This is a genomic window from Streptomyces sp. NBC_01320, from assembly GCF_035974375.1.
Classification (GTDB): Bacteria; Actinomycetota; Actinomycetes; order Streptomycetales; family Streptomycetaceae; genus Streptomyces; species Streptomyces yanii.
Genome location: NZ_CP108390.1, coordinates 1,472,418 through 1,494,138, shown reverse-complemented (window position 1 = coordinate 1,494,138; position 21,721 = coordinate 1,472,418). Strand labels below are relative to the sequence as shown.

General features: G+C 67.9%; 10 protein-coding genes and 2 pseudogenes. 8 read left to right on the top strand and 4 right to left on the bottom strand.

Annotated features, from left to right (window positions below):
• Positions 1–99: 99 nt before the first annotated feature.
• On the bottom strand, positions 100–1,560 hold the full coding sequence (locus OG395_RS07210; RefSeq protein WP_327241580.1) for an IS1380 family transposase: 1,461 nt from the start codon (positions 1,558–1,560) through the stop codon (positions 100–102).
• A gap of 200 nt (positions 1,561–1,760) precedes the next feature.
• Between OG395_RS07210 and OG395_RS07205 the strand changes: the two genes are divergently transcribed.
• A complete protein-coding gene (locus OG395_RS07205; protein WP_327242136.1) occupies positions 1,761–3,608 on the top strand; it encodes a discoidin domain-containing protein in 1,848 nt (615 codons plus the stop codon).
• Positions 3,609–4,398: 790 nt separating this feature from the next.
• On the opposite strand, the gene OG395_RS07200 is transcribed toward OG395_RS07205, so the two are convergent.
• Positions 4,399–5,505 carry an ROK family transcriptional regulator gene (locus OG395_RS07200; protein WP_327242135.1) on the bottom strand — a complete coding sequence of 369 codons (1,107 nt, stop codon included), beginning with the start codon at positions 5,503–5,505 and terminating at the stop codon, positions 4,399–4,401.
• A 314-nt stretch (positions 5,506–5,819) separates the two neighbouring features.
• On the opposite strand from OG395_RS07200, the gene OG395_RS07195 reads away from it, so the two are divergent.
• The 5 genes and pseudogenes from OG395_RS07195 to OG395_RS58155 all read left to right on the top strand — a co-directional run bounded on the left by OG395_RS07195 (position 5,820) and on the right by OG395_RS58155 (position 11,663).
• Entirely contained in the window at positions 5,820–6,125 is a 306-nt protein-coding gene (locus tag OG395_RS07195) for a hypothetical protein (protein WP_327242134.1), read from the top strand.
• A pseudogene (locus tag OG395_RS07190) lies at positions 6,098–6,313 on the top strand (carbohydrate ABC transporter permease); the annotation flags it as partial. The gene OG395_RS07195 and the pseudogene OG395_RS07190, both read left to right, overlap by 28 nt.
• A gap of 119 nt (positions 6,314–6,432) precedes the next feature.
• Positions 6,433–7,698, top strand: coding sequence for a Gfo/Idh/MocA family protein (locus tag OG395_RS07185; protein WP_327242133.1), 1,266 nt, complete (start codon positions 6,433–6,435; stop codon positions 7,696–7,698).
• A 180-nt stretch (positions 7,699–7,878) separates the two neighbouring features.
• The gene (locus OG395_RS07180; RefSeq protein WP_327242132.1) at positions 7,879–11,013 is read left to right on the top strand and encodes a discoidin domain-containing protein; all 3,135 of its coding nucleotides are present in this window, start codon (positions 7,879–7,881) and stop codon (positions 11,011–11,013) included.
• A 437-nt stretch (positions 11,014–11,450) separates the two neighbouring features.
• Positions 11,451–11,663, top strand: a complete 213-nt coding sequence (locus tag OG395_RS58155) for a hypothetical protein (RefSeq protein ID WP_442818742.1) — start codon at positions 11,451–11,453, stop codon at positions 11,661–11,663.
• Between the two features lie 152 nt (positions 11,664–11,815).
• Here OG395_RS58155 and OG395_RS07175 read toward each other — a convergent pair whose 3' ends face one another.
• Both OG395_RS07175 and OG395_RS58150 read right to left on the bottom strand, forming a co-directional pair.
• Positions 11,816–15,517, bottom strand: a complete 3,702-nt coding sequence (locus OG395_RS07175) for a beta-galactosidase (RefSeq protein ID WP_327242131.1) — start codon at positions 15,515–15,517, stop codon at positions 11,816–11,818.
• Between the two features lie 1,773 nt (positions 15,518–17,290).
• Positions 17,291–17,443: a transposase gene (locus OG395_RS58150; RefSeq protein WP_442818741.1), complete on the bottom strand. Its 153-nt coding sequence runs from the start codon at positions 17,441–17,443 to the stop codon at positions 17,291–17,293.
• A gap of 107 nt (positions 17,444–17,550) precedes the next feature.
• Between OG395_RS58150 and OG395_RS07170 the strand changes: the two genes are divergently transcribed.
• On the top strand, positions 17,551–20,343 hold the full coding sequence (locus OG395_RS07170) for a galactosylceramidase (protein ID WP_327242130.1): 2,793 nt from the start codon (positions 17,551–17,553) through the stop codon (positions 20,341–20,343).
• A 194-nt stretch (positions 20,344–20,537) separates the two neighbouring features.
• Positions 20,538–21,713: pseudogene (locus OG395_RS07165) on the top strand (ROK family protein); the annotation flags it as partial.
• Positions 21,714–21,721: the final 8 nt, after the last annotated feature.

Sequence of the window (21,721 nt, the reverse complement as noted above, 5' to 3'; positions counted from 1 at the left end):
GTGGGGCCTTCGCATGCGCTGCGGGGGCGTCGGGCTCCACGGGCCCGAGGGGTGGTGCGGCTACTCCTTCCTGGTCTTCGTCGGGTCGGGGTCCGGTCGTCAGGTGACGTCGGGAAGTTTCATTACGTGGTGCCAGGCGGTGGTGAACGCGGACGCCCAGGGCCAGGTCTGGTCAAGGTGGAGGGTGCGTCGGCGGGCGTGGGAGGTGAGGCGGGCGGGCAGGTGGTACAGCTTCCTGCGGATCGTCTCTGGTTCGGACTTGGCCAGGCCGGGCTCGTCGTGCAGGAGGAGGAGCCGGGTCCAGGCGTCGAGGTCGGCGGCGAGGGTGGAGGCCAGCACCCAGGCGGCGTTGAGCTGCCAGGACTTCGAGGGCAGCAGCCCGAGACCGATCCGCTTGGTCGCTTTCACCCGGTCCTCCACCTCGGCGTGATCGCGATACAAGGCGTCGAGGAACCACACCTGCCCGGATCCGGGCACGCCGGAGAGTCCCTGGTGGGCGGGGATGTTCGTGGCGACGATCTGGTAGCGCCAGCCGGTGCGCTTCTCGAAGGCGGTCAGCTGCTTCGCGTCCCGGCGCGAAGGCTTGACCCGGCGCACGATCAGCCGCATCCCGGCCGGCCAGCCGGCCAGGTCGCGCACCCCGGTCAGCTCGGCGACCTGGTAGAACAGTCGTTCTCCGTCGGGGTTGTTGATCTCGTGGACCTCGCCGTCCTGTCGCAGCGCGGCCGTCCACACGTGCTCGGGCAGCAGCGCGATCGCGGCCTCGTCCGTGTCGTTGACGGCCCAGCCGGTCACCCACCGCACCCGGCGCCGGCTCGTGGTCAGCGACTGCAGGTGCTCGAGAACCCCGTGGCTGAAGGCGGCGCCGTCGATCCGGATCAGCAGCTTCGACCACAGCGGCAGCGGCAGTTGCCGCAGCGCGGCGGCCAGGACGCTCCTGTGATCAGCGACATCGTTCGGAGCGGCATTGCCGGGCCGCAGCAGCATCGCGACGCACTCGCGGGTGTTGGCCACCCAGGCCCCCAGCGGCATGTGACCGAAGGTGCCCTTGAACGTGCCGCCCGCACCCTCCTTCTTGCTGGTGCAGGCGACGATGGTGGCGTCGAGATCGAGGACGTACCAGCCGAGCAGATCCCGGCCGCACACCGTGATCCAGGGAAAGCCGCCGGGGCGCAGGGCAAGCAGTGTCCACACCACGCGACGTATCGCGGCGCGGACCCGCTCGACCCGCACCGCCACCGGGCCGTCGATCGTCTCCAGAGTGCGCCACAGCGTGCTGTCCGAGACGGGATGCGGGAACAACATCCGCCAGTGATGCTGGAGTTGCTCAGCCTCCAGGACGTTCCTGGCCCCGAGCGCGATCGCACAGGCCAGCTGGACCAGCGCCATGCCCCGGTCCCGCCATCCGGGCCCGACACCCTGGGGCAACGCGCGGGTCAACGCGATGGTGAGCCCCACGCGGTCCGCGACCTTCCGCAACAGCACGATGCCCGCATGTCCGACGAGATTGCGATCGTCGGCCCGCACCACGAGCCGCCGATCCCACCCGCTACCCTTCACCTTCTGGGTGCCCCTTGCTCCGCGACGTTCTTGATCTAGTCAATCCAGATCATCGCAGGCCAGGGGCACCCTTCTACTGTCAAGACGTCAGTTCACAGGCGGACAAACGCTATAGCTGAATACATGAGGTCAACGGTCCCGGGTACTGGGACTGGGGCGGACTGGACGCCAACCCCCGGATCGGCGGCTACTTCCTCTGGGTGTTCGAGGACTATGGCACGAACTCGCCGTATCAGAAATCCGGGGTCGTGGACATCGACCGGTACCCGAAGTACTGCTACTACTATCTCAAAGGGATGCAGTCGCCGAAGAACCCCAATCACGGCGGCCCCATGGTATTCATCGCCAGCAGTTACTCGGCAGCATCCAGGCGGGACGTCATGGTCTTCAGCAACACCGACCACGTGAAGCTGTACCAGAACGACACCCTTGTCGGCGAGAAGAGCCGGGCCCAGAACGCCAGCACCGCCAAGCACGTCGCCGCGAAGGGCGGCAGTCCGTACTACACCTTCTCGCTCCCCTCGTTCGTCGCGGGCGAGCTGAGAGCCGAGGGCTACATCGACGGTAAGCTGGCCACCACCCAGGTCGTGAAAACCCCCGGCGCCCCGCACCACATCGAGATCGAAATCGACGACGCGGGTGTCCGGTCGACACTGCGAGACCTGCTTGCGTACTACCTGGGGGACGTGTCGCCGGCCGGGGTGAAGGCGGCTGCGGCGTTGGCCGACAACGTGCAGCCCAACACGGTCGAATCGTTGATCAAGGAGGTAGGCGCGAAGCGCGGCAGCCCGCTGCCCGCTGCGGCGGCCGATGCGCTTCGTCGTTACGCCCGCGCGCTCACACGCATCCAGCCGGTGGCAGACGGCTCGGACCTGATCCCGGTGTTCATCAAAGTCGTTGACGCGAACGGCACCGTCGTCCCGACGTCAACTGCGGAAATCAAGCTCGTAGTGACCGGACACGGCAGCCTCGTCGGCCACGACATCCCCCGCATCGCGGTACAAACTCAGAAGGCTCGGGCCGGCATCGGCTACGCGTTGCTCGCGGTGGACAAGGAACCAGGTGACATCAAGATCACCGCGACGTCCGACGGGCTGGAGGCCGGCAGTTTCACGGTGGCGACAAGCCCCTATTCCGGCAGCTACCTGCCCGACGGCCAGCATCCCGAGCGGAAGGACATCTCGACGCTGGAGATCCAAGGCGCGCTGAACCTCGCGTTGAACAGGCCGGCCACAGCCTCGAGCTTCCAAGAAGGCCACAGCCCCGGCGACGCCGTGGATGACGACACGGATACCAAGTGGGTCACGAACGGCAACATCCCCGGATGGTGGCAGGTTGATCTCGGCCAGTCGTCGGACATTTCGGAGTTCCAGATCGTCTGGGAGTCCGACCAGGCAACCTACACGTACGCCATCCTCACATCGGATGACGGGACGAACTGGACCAAGGTGGTCGACCAGGAGTCGAACACCGCCAAGCGTGGCACGTCCTACCATAAGGTGTCGGCCAAGGCGCAGCATGTGCGGGTGAACCTGCTGTCGGCCGGCGGGTGGTGGTGGCCGAGCATCCGCGAGGTCCGCGTCGTTCCGCCAGGCGGCAACGGTGGGGCGCAACCGGCTGACCCTGGGCCGAAGATTCCCCGCAGTCAGATCAGCGAGGTGACCGCCTCCAGTTCCGCGAGCGGCTTCGAACCCACGAAGGCGTTCGATGACGACATCACCTTCGGCACGGGATGGCTTGCCGCGTCGGCAACGGTTCCGCAGACGCTGACCGTGAAGCTGTCGGCTGCCCACGACCTGGCCGGCTCTCGCATCAACTGGGGCAAAGACAGCAGTTGGTACACCTACAACATGCAGGTCTCCGGGGACGGGAATTCATGGACAACCGTGATCCCCGGGCTGACCCGCGGCGGCCAGCACACGCTGCCGGAGACCTTCACCGCCGCCGGCGTACGTTACGTCCGCATCAACATCACCGACGTCGTCGGCGGCGGCGCGCAGTCGATCGCGGGCATCGCGGAGGTGGTCCTGTACGGCTCGCCGAGCTGACCAATGAGACAGAGCCGGGAACATGTACTTCGCGGCTCGTTGATTTGGATGGATCGGGTGTCACGGTGGTGTGCGGGGAGAGGCCGCGGGGTTTGGCTGGGTGTGTCGACGACTTCCCGGTCCTCGCGGCTTCGATCCCGCCGTGAGTGCCTGGTGACGCCTGTAGTTGAGAAGCGTCTGGGAGCTGTGCCTGTCGCTGCTGAGTTTCTGCGCTGCCTGGACGTGACCGGGATCGTCGACGAGCTGTGCCCAGGCGGTGCGAGCGCGCACTTGACGCATCGGCAGGTGATCGAGGCGCTGGTGGCGAACAGGCTGACCTCGCCCTCCGTTGGTGCGGGTCGGCGATTGAGGCCGCACCTGGGCGGTGGAGGAGGTGCTGGCATCGACGCGAACCAGCTCAACGACGAACGCCTCGGGTGATGGACGCGATCGCTCCCAACTGGAGCAGATCGATGGCCTCCGGGTCTCTCTGGTTCACCCGAATCCCAACGCCGGGGCTGGACGGCCGCTCGGCGGTCGGCCAGCCCCGACCTCATCAGGGCCCCGGATGGGTCGCCGACGATGAGACCACTGTGGATTCTCGGTTGCGGGTGTGTCGGCGTAACCTCAATCGGCCTGCCGCGGCCGAGATGGCCCCAGGTTGCTGCCAGGCCGCCTCGCGAATGACGAGCCGGAACTCCTCCAACTTCTCGGGGACGTCTTGGCACTGGGAGCGCAGGTCACCTGCGGCCCACCCGGGGCGGTTTAGCGTCGGCGCGCCCGTCGCCTCGATAGGCACCGCAGTCGGCTGTCAGGGGGAAGATGGAATCGGCCCGAACAGGCGCGCCTCCATCTGCTGAAGTCCGTTGCGCACGGCGCCGAGCGCCACGGACTCGTCGCCGAGGCTTGAGGCTTTAACCTCCGGCGGGAACAGGCAGAGGTCGATCAGGTGCTGGCGGACAGGTTCGATGATGTCGTCGCCGGCCCGGGAGATGCCGCCGCCGACGACGACCAGCGTCGGGTCGATGGTCATCGACATGACGGCGACTCCGGTGGCTAGATCGCGGGCAAAGCTGTCGACAAATTCCCGGGCCCGGGCGTTGCCCTCGCGCAGGTCGGTGAAGACCCGCAGCGTCGCATCGCCCGTCGTGCTGTCGGGGACGTAGGACAGCAGCCGGCGGTAACTGTTCGCCCAGTCCAGGAGACCAAGGGTGCCGATCTCCCCGGCCGCGCCCCGGCGGCCGCGGTAGGGCTTCCCGTCGATGAGGACGGCCGCGCCCATGCGGTGGCCCGCGTGGATGTACACGAGGTCGGGGACGCCGGCGGCAACGCCGCGCCACTGTTCGGCGAGAGCGGCCAGGCGCATGTCGTTCTCGGCGCGGATCGGTCCGTCGACCCGGCCGGGACCCAGGATCCGGGCGAGTTCGTCCGCAAGGTTCAGCCCCGTCAACTCCGGCAACGGGTTGGACAGGACGACCCGGCCCTCGGCGTCGATGATCCCCGGGGAGGCGATCACGGCTGCCAGCAGAGGGCTGTGGTCGGCAGAGGGTTCGGAGGCCAGACATGCGGTGACCGCGTCGCCCATCGCCGCCAGTCGCTCCTTGGCGGGCAGGGCCGGATCGACGTCGGTGCGCCGGACTGCGGTCACGGCGCCTCGCAGGTCCGCCACCATCGTGAGGATCTTGTGGGCGCCGACGTCCACACCCAGAACCCGACCCGCGTCGGCGTTGAACTCATACCGCTTGGCCGGCCGCCCCGGCTGGCGCGCGGCGGTCGGGTCCGGCGGCGCGGTCTCGGCGGCCCAGCCTTGGGCCACCAGCTCGACCACACCCTCCTCGCAGGTCGGCCGGGACAATCCTGTGGACCGGGCGAGCTCGGTGACCGTCTGGGCTCCGTGCTCATACACGTTGCTCAGCATCGTTGCCAAGTTGCGCCTGCGCAGTGCTGACGGGTCCCCGCCCTTGATTCGCATCTGGCCCCTTCCTCGGTTCGGACGTGATCGTTCCGAGTTCCCCCCTTGACAGCCGGTCGCGAAGGGACGCTATCTTCCCCTGGCAAATGTTAAACAAGTCTTGTTATCTATTCAACTCTGATGGGGGAGGGCCTCGTGAGACGCAAGTTGATGTCCCTGGCCACCTCGGGGCTGGCAGCAGCGGTGGTGGTGGTGCTGTCACTGCCGGGATCGATGCCCCGCCGAAGACCTACCAGGACCTGCTGGACGATTGCGCGAAGTTGAAGGCCAAGGGGATCAACCCGTTCGTTGTGGGCGGCGGCGGCAAGGACACCCGGGCCGACATGTACCCGCTGATCGGCGCGGTGGCCACCGACACCTACAAGCAGACGCCTGACTGGCTGACGCGGAAGGCGAAGGGTTCGATGAAGTTCACCGACCCGGCGTTCACCAAGGCCGCGCGGAAGGTCTCGGACCTGGCGAAGAAGGGCTATATCGACACCGCGGGCCCGTCCCGCTCCTACGCCGATGACGAACAGGCGTTCCGCGACAACAAGGGCTCTGGAACGACTTCCTCAACCCCCTGATCATCCTGGGCCCGGCAAACGGCACCACCGTCACCGTCGGCATCTACCGCGCGATCGGGGAGCACCAGTCGGATTTCGGGGCGGTCCTCGCGTTGATGTTCCTGGCCACCCTCCCGATCCTCATCTTCTACCTGGCGTTCCAGCGCCACTTCGTCAAGGGCCTGACAGGCGGGGCGACCAAAGGATGACGCCACCTGCCTCAGTCCCGGCCGCTCATCGACCAGATTGCTCAACGGGAGTAGTTGTGAACCCTGCCACCGTGCCCGCCAGTGGCGCACATGCCTCCGCTCCGTTCCTCACAGGAGACTTGGCCACGCCGCTCGGCCGTCCGCTGTCGCTTGTGGTCCTCGGCGCGGGGGCCCGTGGCTCGGCCTACGCCGACCTGGCCGCCAAGCGTCCCGAGCGGGCCCGCGTCGTGGCCGTCGCCGAACTCCGCGACAGCGTCCGCACGGCGTTCGCCGCCAAGCACGGCCTCACCGATGAACGCTGCTTCGCCGACTGGCGTGAACTGCTGGATCGCCCGCGGCTGGCCGACGTCGCGATCGTCGCGGTCCAGGACGCCGACCACGTCGAGGCGGCCGTCGGACTGGCAGACCTGGGCTATCAGTTGCTGCTGGAGAAGCCGATGGCCACCACTGAGGAGGGCTGTGACGCCATCGCCGAGGCCGTGCGGCGCAACGGCACAGCGCTGGCTCTGACCCACGTCATGCGCTACACCCCCTACACCGTCGCGCTGAAGCAAATCCTCCTGGAAGGCGCGATCGGCGACATCGTCTCCCTGCAGCATCTGGAGCCGATCGGCTACTACCACTTCGCCCACTCGTTCGTCCGCGGCAACTGGCGGCGCGAGGACCAGTCGTCGTCACTGCTGCTGGCCAAGGCCTGCCACGACATCGACTGGCTCTCCGACGTCGTCGGCCGGCCGGTCCGGCGAGTGTCGTCGTTCGGGTCGCTCACCCACTTCCGTCCCGAATCCGCACCCGAAGGCGCCACCGACCGCTGCGTCACCTGCCCGCTGGAGTCCTCGTGTGCCTATTCGGCCCCACGGCTCTATCAGGGAGGGCTGCGCAAGGGAGGCACCAAGCAATACTTCACCCGGATCACGACGGCCGGAGAGCTGACCGAGAAGGCCGTGACCGAGGCGCTGACCGAAGGACCATACGGCCGCTGCGTCTACCACAGCGACAACGACGTCCCGGACCACCAGGTGGTGAACCTGGAGTTCGACAACGCCGTGACCGCATCATTCGTCCTGACCGCGTTCACCCCCCTGGACAACCGGCACACGAAGATCTTCGGCACCCGCGGGCAGCTCACCGGAGACGGCCGCCGCATCGAGGTCTACGACTTCCTCACCGAGCGCACCACCGTCGTGGACACCTCCCTCGACGGCTCCTCCGCGGCCGAAGGTCATGCCGGCGGCGACGAGGCGATGTTCCACGCCTACGTCGACGCCCTACAGGACGGCCGGCCCGAACGGATCGTCTCCGGGATCGACGCCAGCTTGGCAAGCCACCGCGTGGTGTTCGCCGCCGAGCGGGCCCGGCGCGCCGGGACGGTCATCGAGCTCTGACCGTCAGCAGGTTATGAAAGCGTCCGCCGGTCCTCCGCTACTACGGCGGACCCACGTGAGACGCCCGTCGCGATGCGCTCCGGGAGGACGGGGCTGTCGAGGTTCAGAGAGCGACGGGTGAGTACCACCGCACCACCACCGTGAAGTTCACACCCTCATCCGAGGAAGGAAGCATCACGTATGAATCTGAGACGAAAACTCATTGCACGTCTGATGGCCACGATCGCGGTCGGAGGCCTGCTGACTGCCGGACCGGCAGCGGTAGGCGTGGAGAGCGCGTCAGCGGCGGTCGGACCGGACCCTTCCAGCGGTGTCCAGGTGGACGCCGGGTACCTGCGCGTAGGGATGGACACCACCGGTCAGGTCACGAGCCTGGTCGACTCCCGCACCGGCCAGAACCACCTGGCGGCAGGGCACGGCACGGCTCCCCTGGTCAGCCTGGTGATCGGCGGGAAGCAGGTGAAGCCGACCGCGCTGACGCGGACCGGCAGCGTGCTGGCGTTCACGAACTCCGAGGCCGGCACCGAGGTCGACGTGGTGGTGCACGACCGGGCGTCGTATTCGACGTTCACCGTCACGAAGGTCAAGGCGCCGTCCACCGCTGATGTGCAGACCCTGCTGTGGGGTCCGTTGGCGACCACGCTCACCGACACGCTCGGGGAGTCGGCCGGCCTCGCGAGCAACGGCAGCTTCACGGCTGGGATGAAGGTGCTGAACGACCGCACCGAGGGCGGCTGGCCCCGCGACTACACCAGCATGGGCTGGCAGAAGGAGGTGGATCTCAACTACTCCCACCTGCGGGTGTCAGATTCGGATCATCCACTGGAGCAGTGGGCCGTCGGCGGCCACACCCCGTGGGGGAACCTGCTGCGCGCCTTCACCTTCGACTACACCAAGCAGCGCCTGCGGATGAACGATTCCGGCTACGGGATTCCGGTCGGGCCGTTGCCCAGCGGTGGCGAGATCGTCGGGTCGGAGATCGCGCTGTACGGCACCACGCCGGATCTCGTGCCGACCGTGCTGTCGACGATCGCCAAGAAGCAGGACCTTCCGTACCCGACGATCAACGGGCAGTGGCAGAAGGCGGCGCAGGCGACCTCCAAGTCCATCCTGGTCCTGTCGGACCTCGACACCGGCAACGTCAAGACGGCCGCCCAGTTCGCCAAGGCCGCGGGCCTCGACATGGTCTACTCGCTGCCCGGGGCTGACGGCCCCTGGCAGTCGGCCGGGCACAACGAGTTCAATTCCAGCTTCGGCGGCAGCGACGCCGGCGCAACCAGTTTGGTGACCACGTCCAGGTCCAACGGCGTCGCGGTGGGCGCGCACACTCTGTCGAACTTCATCGGCACGAACGACCCCTACATCAGGCCTGTGCCCAGCCCGGATCTCGCACGCGGGCAGAGCGCCACGCTGACCCGGCCGCTGGCCTCCGCCGACACGTCGCTCTCCATGGCGAGCTGTGACCCGCTGGCCGCCGGTCTGCAGGGCAGTCGGCTGCTGATCGACAACGAGTTCCTGACCTACACCGGGTCCAGCACGGTCGACGGCGAGTGCAAGGTGACCGGGCTGGCCCGGGGGCAGTGGTCGTCGTCGGCGGCCTCCCATGCCGCCGGCGCCACCGCCTACCGGGTGCAGATGAACCAGTACGGCGGTGGCTACGGCAACCTGAACATCATCGACGCCATCGCCACCCGGTTCGCCACCATCTGGAACACCACCGGCATCACGGGGACCTCGTTCGACGGGCTGGAGTCCGCCTCGGACGCCGGCTGGGGCGCGTACGGTATGGCCCGCATGGTGAACGGGTCCTTCGCGCAACTGAACGCCAAGGACGGCTTCATCTCCGAGACCAGCCGGATGGGTTCGAACGTCTGGGACGGCCTGTCCCGGGCCAGCTGGGGCGAAGTCGGCTCCACCAGTATGAAGCAGGTGTTCACCAACAACGCCTATTACCAGGCCAACTACCTGCCTGGGATGCTCGGCTGGATCGCGCTGCCGGGAGGCGCCGGTCTGCGTACCGTCGAGGACAACCTCGCGCGGGGCGCGGGCCTGAACGCCGGCTCCGGACTCCAGACCTCCGTGTCCAGCCTGACCCGCGGCGGGCAGAACACGTCGGTGCTGCTGGACGCGGTCAAGCAGTGGGAGACGGCCCGCAACCTCGGAGCCTTCACCGCCTCGCAGCGCGCCCTGTTCCGGGACCAGTCCACGCACTGGCACCTGTCCGTCGTCGTCCCCGGGAAGTCCTGGTCGCTCCAACAGCTCGACGCCGGCGGCAACCCCGTCGGTGCCGCGCAGTCCGTCGTGGCTCCCACCCCGGCGTTCACCACGAAGGGGCTGCCCGCGCTGGCCGCAGGACGCCTGTACGAGGCGCGAGTGGCCACCATCAGCCCGGGAACGGTCCGCTACAGCGTCACAGAGGGCGCCCTGCCGTCGGGCCTGCAGCTCAACCGCGACACCGGCGGCATCACCGGCATCCCGACGTCCTCGGCGAACAAGACCTTCACCGTCACCGCAAAGGGCGGCCCCGGAGTCGCTGACGCCCAGGGCACCTTCACGACCGGCACCCTGGCCGCCTCCCCGGTGGTGACGTTCTCGTCGGACAACAGCTCCGTCGAGCGCGGTGGCCCACTGACCATGACCGCGTCCATATTCAACATCGGCACGACCACGATGCCCGGGACCACGGCGACGATCTCGCTGCCGTCCGGCTGGACCACCTCCTCGGCGACAGCCAACGTCGGCTCGATCGCCGCCGGGGCCAGCGCCAAGGCGTCATGGACGGTCAACGTCGCCTCCGACGCCGCTTACGGAACGCACACCAGCACGGTGTCAGTGGCCTACACCGGCGGCCCCGGCGACACCACGGCGTCGCGGGCCATACAGGTGCCGTACCCGCACCTGACCGTGGTCTCCGCGGACAGCCAGGAGACCGTCGGCGAGAACGCCCCGGCCACCAACGCCGTCGACGGTGACCCGGACACCATCTGGCACACCAAGTGGTCCGGCACCTCCGACCCGATGCCGCACGAGATCACGCTCGACCTCGGCAGCAATAAATCCGCGACCTGCCTGTACTACCTGCCACGCCAGAGCGGTTCCAACGGCCGTATCGCCAAGTACGAGGTGTACACCAGCATGGACGGCACCACCTGGGGCAACCCGGTCGCCACCGGAACCTGGACCGACACCGCCGATCAAGAGCAGGCCTGCTTCACCCCGGTCAGCGCGAGCTACATCCGGCTGCGTGCGCTCAGCGAAGTGAACGGCAACCCGTGGACCTCGGCTGCCGAGATCAACGTCGGCTTGGCCGGCTGACGTCCGACCCCGTCCCGGCAGGCGCAGGCATCACGCCCGCCCTGCCGGGCCTTCACCCCAACCGAACAGCGTCCCCCACCGGGCACACACGACGGAGCGGACCCGTACCGGTCCGGGAGTTCGTACGCCGTGTTACTTCGACGGCGGCCAGTCCCGGCTCCGTGCCACCAGACCGCGCACGGCGGAATCGACGGGAGAGGGATGAACGCTCCGCGTCCGTGCTTGCTGCCTCACCCGCGTACGACGGGGGAAGCTGCCGGGCCGCAGCCAGTCTTTCCCGCCAGGGCGGCGCCGTCGTTCCCGGTAACGGCGCGGGCACCGTTCCCGCCTCCGCCTTGGTCACGGCGGTGATCTCGGCAGCGGACACGGCCAGGGTCTCGACGAGTTCTCCCGTGTGATCACCCGCCGGTCCAACTCGTTCTCGGTCCCTCCAACGCATCCGCTACTCCGTCGCCGAGGGCGCCCTGCCGGCGGGCCTGCGACTGAACGCCGACACCGGCGGCATCACCAGTATCCCGACCACTGGCGTTGCCTCCACGTTCACTCTCACCGGCACCGGCACCCCCGGAACACCGGACGCACGGCAGGCCTTCACGATCGGGGCCGGAAGCCCACCGTCCACCGCAGGGACGGCCCGCAAAGCCGGATGAGATGCCAGTCGAGACCGGGAACGACGCGGGCCAATCGTCAAATGCCCCTCACGGCACGAACCCACCCCGAAAGATGACGACGGCCTGTACGACCCCAACGGGGTCGTACAGGCCGTCGTCATGCAGGCCCTGGATCTACCAGCAGTATCCGCTCAGCCGACGTTGATCTCGGCAGCCGTGGTCCACGGATTGCCGTTTACTTCGCTGAGCGCGCGCAGCCGGATGTAGTGCGCGGAGACCGGGGTGAAGCAGGCCTCCTTCTCCGCCGCGGTGTTGGTCCAGGTTCCGGTGGCGACCGGGTCGCCCCAGTTGGTGCCGTCCTTGCTGGTGTACACCTCGTACTTGGCGATGCGGCCGTTGGCGCCGTCCTGGCGTGGCAGGTAGTACAGGCAGGACACGGTGTTGTCGCCGCCGAGGTTGAGCTGGATCTCGTGCGGCATCGGTGCGGCGGTGCCGGTCCACTGGGTGTGCCAGATGGTGCCCGGGTCGCCGTCGATGGCGTTGGCGGCCGGGGCGTTCTCGCCGACGGTCTCCTGGCTGTCCGCGTAGGCCACCGACATCTTCGACTGCGGGACGAGAAGGCTGACCTTCCCTACGATCCGCTCGTCGGTGACGGTCTGCGACCGGCCGGCCTGGACGAACTGCACAGTGGTGGTGAGCGGGTTCACCTTGCCGGGAACGGCCGGCGCGGTGACGTCCCAGGTGAAGGTGGCCGATGTCCCGCCGGCGACCCGCACGGGGTCGGCCGCTGCGGCGTGCGGGGTGACGGTCCAGCCGTCAGGTGCCGCGAGCGCGGCGGTCACCTCCGTGGCCGGGGGCGCGTCGGCAGGCACGCTGACCGTCGTGGTCGCGGTGAAGGACTGGCCGCCCCTGACCGATCCGGGCACCTGGAGGGCGACCGTGGATCGGGGCGCGGCCGGCATGGCGTATTGCGCCTTGTCGTAGCGGGGGCTGTCGTTCTGCGCGACCTTCAGGGAGGAGGCGTAGCTGCCGTAGTTGGTGAGTTCGACCTTGCCGAGGCCGCCGGTGCTCCCGTCGATGTTCCACACGGCGATGGCGATCCGGTTGTTCCCGTTCGGGTTGAGCACGCCGTTCGGGACCGGGAAGCTGTGCTGGGGGCCGAGGTAGTTGACGTAGTTGCCCATGTGCCAGCCGTTGACGTAGATCTCGGCGCGGTACTTGCGGGAGGGGTCGTCGGTGATGGTGAGGCCGAGTGAGGTGTCTTGTCCCTTGGGCAGGTCCAGGCTCGCGTCGGTGGCGTACCAGGAGACGCCGGGGGTGTTGTCGGTGGCTGGAAGCTTGGTCGGGGTCCAGTCGTCGGTCGGGTAGCCGGGCAGCATCCAGCCGGCGCGCTCGCCGTACAGGCCGCCGGTGGCCAGCGGGCCGCGCACGGTGTCGACCGGGGTCTCCCCGCCGCGTACGCCCTGCAGCCGCCAGGTGATGGTGGCCTGCGTGTCCCCGACCAGGGTGGCGCTGGTCAGACCGCGGACGGTGCTGGCGTCGGACCGACCCCAGTTCTCGTCATGTCCCATGTTCACGGTGAGGACGGAGATGACGTTGTCGCGGCCGGTCTTGAGGACGCCGGCCGGGAAGGTGTAGGTGTGCTTGCCGTCGTCGGTGGAGCTGCCGAGGAAGGTGCCATTGAGCCACACCGAGGAGGCTGCCGCCTTGCCGCTGCTCCGGGCGGCCAAGGTGATGCCGGTCGTCTTGCTGTCTCCGGTGAACCGGCCGCGATACCAGGTGGATCCGGTGTGGAAGCCGTAGTCGTCGGCGGACAGCACCGGAAGGGTGGCCGGTGTGGTGATCTTCGACGTGGTCTTGTCGGCCACCTGCCAGGACGAGTCGTTGAAGCCGGGCTGCGATTCCGGCGACTCCTGAGTGTGCTTCCAGCCGGTGAGCGCTGGCACGGTGACCTCGTCGGCGGTGGGGAGCGTGCCGGTGAGGCCGCCGTCCTTCATCAGACTGGTGTGGACCTTCCGGCCGTTCCAGGTCAGGGAGGAGGCCGTGGACCAGACCTCGACCGAGCCGTCGGTGCCGATGTCGCCGTTGAGGGCGAGAGTGCCTTCGTCGGACGAGGCGCCGCGCAGCAGGTGGGTGCCGCGGACCAGGACCGGGCCGGCCGCGGTGTCCTGTCGCCAGAAGGTCTTGGCGGTCGCGGTGTCGGCGAGCAGCAGCTGGAGCGGGTGGCCGCCGCCGCTGATCTGGACCCGGTTCAGGCCGGTGTGCTGGTAGTTGAGCCGCAGGTCGCCGGTGTCCGCGTCCCAGGTGGACGTGACGCTACCGCCGGTGGAGGTGACGGTGGGCTTCGTGTCGTAGTGCAGGACTGTCTCGCCGTCCGAGTCGTGGTCGCCGTAGAGGACGGCGACGTCCCGCTCGCCGATGGTGGCGTTCGTCATGATCTGCGAGGTGGAGTAGCGCAGCTTGTTGCTGCCGAGATCGTAGTTCGCGACGATGATCGAGGACTCACGGCCGTTCAGGGTCAGCGACGTGCCCGACTGCTGCGGAACGGTGTAGGCCTGCGCGCCGAGGTTGATCTTCAGGTGCGCGCTGTCGGTGCTGGTCGCGGTCGAGTCGGTGTGCCGCAGCACGTGGAACTGGGTACCGGTGTCGGGATTGGCCCGGGCGGTGTCGACGATCTTGGGATTGTCGGTCGGGACCCTGGGCAGGGCGTTGGTCTTGGTGAGCGGGGCGACGGCCTGCGTGAAGTAGCCGATCAGCTTTTCCTGGTTGTACTTCGGGTCGAGCTGGCGCGATTCACGGATCGCGGCGCCATAGTCGTAGGACGTGTAGTGGCTCATCATGCTCAGCCAGCCCCAGTTGGTGCCGCCGTAGGTCATGTAGAGGTTCTGCATGGTCGCGCCGACCGCGATGTTCTGCTTGAAGAACACGTCGGCAAACTGGTCGTTGACCATCTGCGCGCACTTGTCGTAGCCGGGGCCGCCCCACCAGTCGAACGCACCGCCCTGGAACTCCATGGTGGCCACCGGCCTTCCGGCCGGGTGGTTGTAACTGATGTCCGGGACGCCGCTCCAGTGCGACGGGTTGTCGCACTCGAAGCCCTGCGGGTAGGAGTCGACCATGTCCACGTCCAAGGCGCCTGTGCCGGAGTTGAACGTGCCGTTGTTGTTACCGACCAACGGCACGCTGATGCCGTCCGCCCTGGCCTTGTCCTCCAGGTGCTTCATATACGCCCGGGCGCCCGAGCTGCTGTCGTAGAACTCATTCTCGACCTGGTACTGAATCACCGTGCCGGTGCCGTTGGTGAGCTGGTGGCGGGCGAGGATGCGGTCGATCTGCGTCTGGTACTCATCGGAGTACTTCAGCCACTCCGGGTCGGTGGTACGGGTCTCGCCGACCTTGTTGTGCAGCCACGCGGGGAATCCGCCGCCGTCCACCTCGGCGTTGATGTACGGGCCGGGACGGGCGATCACGTAGATGCCGAGCTCGTTCGCCATGTCCAGCAGCTTGTCCACGTCACGCACGCCGGTGAAGTCGTAGACCCCGGCCGCGGGCGAGTGGTAACCCCAGTCGAAGTACACCGACACCGCGTTGAAGCCGGCCGCCTTCATCTTCTGCAGCACGTCCAGCCACAGGTCCTGGCTGGGCAGCCGGAAGTAGTGGAACTCACCGGACCACAGGTTGATCCGCTTGCCGTCGATCTTGAACGAGTAGTCGTCGTACGTCACCGTATGCGCCGTACCCGCCGGGCTCGCGGACTGACTGGCCTGCGCCGCTCTGGGCTGCGACGCCGCCGCCGCACCCGTGGCCACGCCCAGGCTGCCGAGCAAGGCGACGACTGTACCGGTCGCCAGAAAGCTGTGCAGGAGCCGGCGTCTTACGCCTCTCAAGCTCATGGGAACCTCCACTAGATGGATCACAACACTGAAGCGCTCCCGCTTCGGTGCCGCGGAATCAGGAGCGATCAGAGTTCGTCGATGCGTCACGCCGGGAAACGCGACGCAAGATGGGGCACAGGCGGCGTGCGTGATGTAGCCGCCGCCGTGCCTTTTGTCGGCCAGCCTCCGGGCCGGGGAACACGGCCCGGAGGCTGGGCGGAGTGAAGAAGACGCCGAAACAGCACGTCAGGAGAAGGGCGACGACGAGCAGGTTGAGAGGTCCCGCCTCACCGAGGCCTCAGTCCAGAGCCGAACGCTGAAGGGAACCGTCAGCGAGGCGCTGGTGGTGAACAGCGCGCCCCGGAGAAGTTCGTGCTGGATCACGTATGCCGGCCCGCACACCCCGCAGCCGAGCAGCACAATCTGCCCCGATTGGGTTGTGGTGAGATGACCGGCTCGAGCTGACCAGCCGCCTGCTGTGCGGCGGACTCGTCGAGGTCGGCCACGGCGGTGATACGAGGGCCATGGCCGGGTCTGTGTGCCGTCGCGGCGAGGGTGTGGCGCTCCTCGCACCCGATCGCGCCGATCCGCGGATCACTCACAGTTGCACACTCCCGTCGTCGCCATGGGCCTGCGGCCCAGCACCTCCAGCGGATGGGTGGTCCGTGATACATGAGGTGGACTCGTTGCGCGCAAATTGAAGCGCGGATCCGCACTGATCTCAATACTTTCCAACAGATTCGCTCATGGAGGGTGACTCTATTCAGTCGCCGCGTCTTCGTGAGGTGCCGCTTCCTTGGCGGAGCACTCGGGCGGTCCACGGAAACGCCGTGCTCGCAGCACACTCAGGGCCGATGGCGCGGCAAGAGCCGGTGGTCCGCTCGACAGGACCGCGCCCGAATCCTGTGGTTATGGGTACCGGCGGCTGTGCGGCCGCATTAGCTGAAAAGCGTGCGTGCCCGGTCGGCCGCAGCGTGTGCTGGGAGTTGACGTTCAGCAACGGGCGTATGGGGTCACACCCAAGTCTGCTGCTCTTGGCCAAGGGTGCGGTGACGACACGTTTTCCGCGGCATGGGAACTCCCCGCGGCGAACCAGGCCGTAACCCTTCGCCCGTGAGAACCCGAACGCTTTGGAAGTGTCCTCCGTGCTCCCGGTGTCGTCCCGGGTGGCGCGGATGCCGCTGACTTCCCTGCTTGAGGCGTGAGCTGAACTGATCGATGTGGCGCCCTATCGAGCATCGCAACGCACCGTGTTACCGGCGCGAAGCCTTGACGCAATGAAGGCGTCTGCCTAACCTCAAGCCGTCTGAGCGGATCTGTTCGATTTAGTTGGATCAGTTGCGTTTCTGGCTGGCCTCTCGTATCGCTCCACATGGCCAGTCGCCATCCACTTGGTGAGGGTGCCGCCCCCAGGAGGCTAAATGTCATGCTCACATCAGAATCTGCTCGGCGGCTTGGTAGGACTCCGCGGTTGTGTCGTGGCGGGTGGCGATGCCGCGTCACTGCTTCAAGCGGTTGAAACGCCGCTCAACTATGTTGCGCCGCTTCCCGCCTGTGACGGTGAAGGCGTGCGGGCGGACGATGGCATCGCAGACGAGGTGGATCTTGCTGGTCAGGCCCCCTCGGGAGCGTCCGAGGGCGGGGCGGCAGAGCCCCCTTTTCGGACCCTGGCGGAGTGACGGTGTGCGCGGACGACGGTGGAGTCGACCGACACGAGCCAGTCGATCCCCCGGCCTCGTCCGGTCTGGCCTGTGCCGCCTCGAGCATCCGCTCGAAAGTGCCGTCCAGGGCTCAGCGGCGGAAACGGAGGTGCAGCGTGGCCCACCGCCCGTACCGCTTGGGCACATCCCGCCAGGCCGTGCCCGTCCGGAACCTCCCCACAATCCCGTTGACCACCGTGCGCTCGTCCAACCGCTCCCTGCCCCGCAAGGACTCGGCCGGCAGCGGCCGGACAAACTCTCACTCGCCATCGGACAGTGCATGGCGACGTATCACCCGACCATGATCCACCACGCGAGATCATTTGTAGACATCGCCCAGGAGACAAGCTCATGTACACGCATAGAGAAGGCCAACGGATAGGTGGTGAAGGCCGCTTCGCGGCCGTCGTCGCTGTCCTGGCCGTGATCATGGCCGCTGCGGCGGCCCTGCTGGCCCCGGCCCGAGCGGGCGCGGCCGCGTTGCCGGACACGTCGATCGCAGTCAACGGTCAGGACACCGGCCGGACCTTCGACGGGATCGGTGCGATCAGCGGCGGCGGCGGCAACACCCGGCTGCTGACCGACTACCCGCCCGCCCAGCGCAACGCCATCCTGAACTACCTCTTCACACCTGGTTACGGCGCCAACCTGCAGATGCTGAAGCTCGAGACCGGCGGGGACGGGAACACCACCTCCGGCGCCGAGCACACCATCGAAGAGACCCGGGGAGTGATCAACTGCAACGTGGGTTACGAGTTCTGGCTCGCCAAGGAAGCGGTGAAGCGCAACCCTCAGATCTCGCTCTCCGCGCTGACCTGGTCGGCACCGGGCTGGGTCGGTTCGAACATGTACTCGCAGAACGGAATCCAGTTCCTGCTCGACTGGCTGGGCTGCGCCAAGCAGCACGGTCTCACCATCGACTACATGGGTGGCTGGAACGAGCGCGGCGGCTGGAACACGACCTGGTGGAAGAACATGCGGGCCGCCCTGGACGAGCACAGGTACGGCGCGGTCAAGCTGGTGGCTTCGGATCAGGTCGAGTCATTCTCTGAGGTCGGCGGCGCCATGGCCCAGGACACGGCCTTCGCCAAGGCCGTCTCGGTCATCGGTGAGCACTACCCCTGCGGGTGGAACGGCCCCACGCCGATCTCCGAGTACCCCAACGTGGAGACGGACTGCCGCACCTCGCAGGCCGTTCAGGCGCTGAACAAGCCGCTGTGGGCCAGCGAGCAGGGCTCGATGAACTACAATTTCGGCGGTTTGCCGATGGCGCGGGCCAACAACATCGACTACGTCGACGGCCGGATGACCGCAAGTATCAACTGGCCTGTGGTCGCCTCGACCTACTCGGACGTCGCCTACGCCGACCAGGGACTGGTCATGGCCAACGAGCCCTGGTCCGGCCACTACGATGTCGGCCTGTCGACGTGGGTGACCGCGCACACGACGCAGTTCGCGCAGCCGGGCTGGCAGTACCTGGACGGCGGGAGCGGCTATCTGGGTGGCCAGACCTCCGACAAGGTCGGCAGCTACGTGACCTTGAAGTCGCCCAACAGCAGCGACTGGAGTTCCATCGTCGAGACGACCCGGGCCACCGGCCCGCAGACGGTCAAGCTCACCGTCAGCGGCGGCCTGTCCACCGAGCCCGTGCACGTCTGGAGCACCGATCTGGTCTCCGGTGACCGTTCGCAGTGGTTCGTGCGGGGCAAGGCGCTCGTGCCCGACGCGGACGGCTCGGTGACGATGAACCTGCAGCCCGACTCCATCTACTCGTTCACCACCACGACCAGGCAGCACAAGGGCAGCGCCGCGTCGCCGGCGAGCAAGCCGCTCCCGCTGCCCTACTCCGACTCGTTCGACAAGGGAACCAGGGGCCAGCAGGCCCGCTACCTGGCCAACATGGAAGGCGCGTTCAGCGTCGAGCCGTGTGCGGACCGTGACGGCAAGTGCGTCCAGCTCGCCACCCCGACCAAGCCGTTGGAGTGGAGCGACCGTCCGGGCTCCTACCCGTACACGGTGCTCGGCGGCCAAGCCTGGAGCAACTACCAGGTGTCCGCCGACGTGCGCAACGCCAAGCCGGGCTCGGTCGGGATCCTGGGCCGCGAGCGCAACTTGGACCCCGACCCGACGCAGGTGAACTTCTACTCGCTCACGCTCAGCGACACCGGCGCCTGGTCGATCAACCTCAGAAGCGGCTCCGGGAACGTCAAGTCGCTGGCCAGCGGAACCGTGGCCTCGGCCGCCGGGCTGAACACCTGGCACAACCTGGCGCTCACGTTCGACGGATCGCTGATCTTCGCCTCGGTCGACGGCGCCACGGTCGGCTCGGTCACGGACGCCACCCACTCCGCCGGCAAGGTCGGTCTCGTCGCCAGCGGTTACTCGGCCGGCGAGCAGTACGACAACCTGAAAGTCAGCGCGCTGACCGATCTGGCCGTCCCGGTGGCGCTGCCGGCAGGCGTGCACACCCCGGGAGTGGTGACGAACGTCGACTACTCCACGACCGGCAGTGCAGTGAACCAGTGGCAGTACAGCGGCACGTGGGCGTCCGGCGGCGGAAACACCTGGAACAACACCGTCGGCGACAGCGCGAAGCTGACCTTCCAGGGGGACAGCGTCACCCTTCAGTCCATAACCAACGGCAACAACGGCATCGTCAACGTGTCGGTGGACGGCGATTCCCCCACCGCTGTCGACCTCTACAGCAAGAGCGGCGGCGTGACATCGGTGTTCACCCGCACCGGTCTCGACCCGGCCAAGCAGCACACGATGGTGGTGACCGTCACCAACACGAAGAACCCCGCGTCCGGCGGCACCTGGACCTCCGTCGCCGGAGCCCGGGTGACCACGCCCGGCAAGCCGGCCCCGACACCGGCAATCACCACGCCGGCGGACCAGTCCACGATCCACCCCGGCTCTGTCCGGATCAAGGGCACCGCCGCCGCGGGCGAGCTGATCACCGTCTTGGTGTCCGGTGCGCCGGCCTGCGTGAACGAGCCCGCCGATCAGGACGGGAACTGGCACTGCAGCACGCTGGTGGAGCCCGGCCAGTCGGTACTCACCGCAGTCGGCGTCGATCCGGTGACCGGTCTGCTGTCGGAGCCCACCGCCCCGGTTCACGTGCTCGTGTCCGAGACCGGCTGAACACCCCGCGGCCGGGTCCGCGACGAGAATGCGGGACCTGAGCTGTCCGGATCGGGGACTGATGCGGTGACACTGCCGCGCTCCGTCCCCACCCTCCGCCCGTCGAACCGCACATGCTGCTCGACGGGCGGAGGTCTCACTAGCAGCGTCGGCGGTGGGGCTGGGGCGGGCTTGCCGGCGGGCGAGGGTGTCGGGTGAGAACACGGGTGCGCACGCACGTGGCCGCCGTGCTCACCGACCTCGGGGCGCAGCAGCTCGCGCGTCTCGTCGCTCCGCTCGACTCGCTCGAGGCCGAGTGCGTCCTGTCCGTGGCAGCTGAGTTGACGGCGGAACTGCTCGCGCTCGCCCCCGATCCCGGCGCGGCGGTGCTGGGCGTCGGCGTGGGGGTCGGCGGGCGCGTCGATGCGGCGGCCGGCGTCTGCCACTCCGCCGTTCGGCTGGGGTGGACTGATGTCGACATCGCGGGACCGCTGAGCGCCGCGACCGGGCTTCCGGTGGTCGTCAACAACGACGTGAACGCCCTTGTCATCGCTGAGCGTTGGTTCGGTGAGGGGCGGGACGTCGACTCCTTTGCGGTGGTCTCGGTCGGGCGCGGCGTGGGCGGTGCGCTGATGCTCCACGGCGTGCTGCACTCCGGAGCGAGTGGACTCGCTGTCGAGTTCGGACATCTCCCGATCGAGCCGAACGGCCCCGAGTGTGCCTGCGGCAACCGGGGTTGTGTGGAGGCGTTGGCCTCCTCCGACGCGGTGCTGCGAATGTTCCGGGAGGCGGGCGGCTCACCAGAGGCCGACTTCGACGCCGTGACGGAGCTGGCGCGGTCCGGTGCCGGTGCTGAGCGCCAGGCCGCTCGTGACGCGTTCGCGGTGGCGGGGGACGCGCTCGGCCGAGGCCTCGCCTGTCTGTGCAATCTACTCAATCCCGGACTGATCGTCATCGCAGGGGAGGGAACGGTCGCCTACGAGCACTTCGGGCCGGCCAAGACGTCGGCGTTGGAACGGCACGCGGTCTCCACGGCAGCGCGCGACTGCGTCATCAAGGTCGACGAGGCGAGCGAGGCGCTCTGGGCGCGCGGCGCCGCCTGTCTGGTGATCAGCGACCAGAGGACCGAGTACGGCATCCCGCACACCGTCGCCTGCCGCGCGTTGGGCCTGTCGGAGGCGTGGTTCTACAAGTGGCGCCGCCGTCCGGCCGAGCCGACGAAACGCGAGGTCAGGAGGGCGCGATTGGAGGAGAGGATCACGCACTTCTTTCGTGAGTCGGGCGACACGTATGGCTTGCCGCGGATCACGCTGGACCTGTGGGCCGAGGGCTGGCGGGTGTCGGTGAACACCGTCGCCGAGATCATGGCCGACCTGGGCTTGCAGGGCCGCAAACCGCC

Bases quoted from the DNA above. Each gene is read 5' to 3' on its own strand.
- OG395_RS07200 (WP_327242135.1), bottom strand. From the start codon at position 5,505: ATGCTGAGCAACGTGTATGAGCACGGAGCCCAGACGGTCACCGAGCTC.
- OG395_RS07180 (WP_327242132.1), top strand. From the start codon at position 7,879: ATGAATCTGAGACGAAAACTCATTGCACGTCTGATGGCCACGATCGCG.
- OG395_RS07175 (WP_327242131.1), bottom strand. From the start codon at position 15,517: ATGAGCTTGAGAGGCGTAAGACGCCGGCTCCTGCACAGCTTTCTGGCG.
- OG395_RS07170 (WP_327242130.1), top strand. From the start codon at position 17,551: ATGTACACGCATAGAGAAGGCCAACGGATAGGTGGTGAAGGCCGCTTC.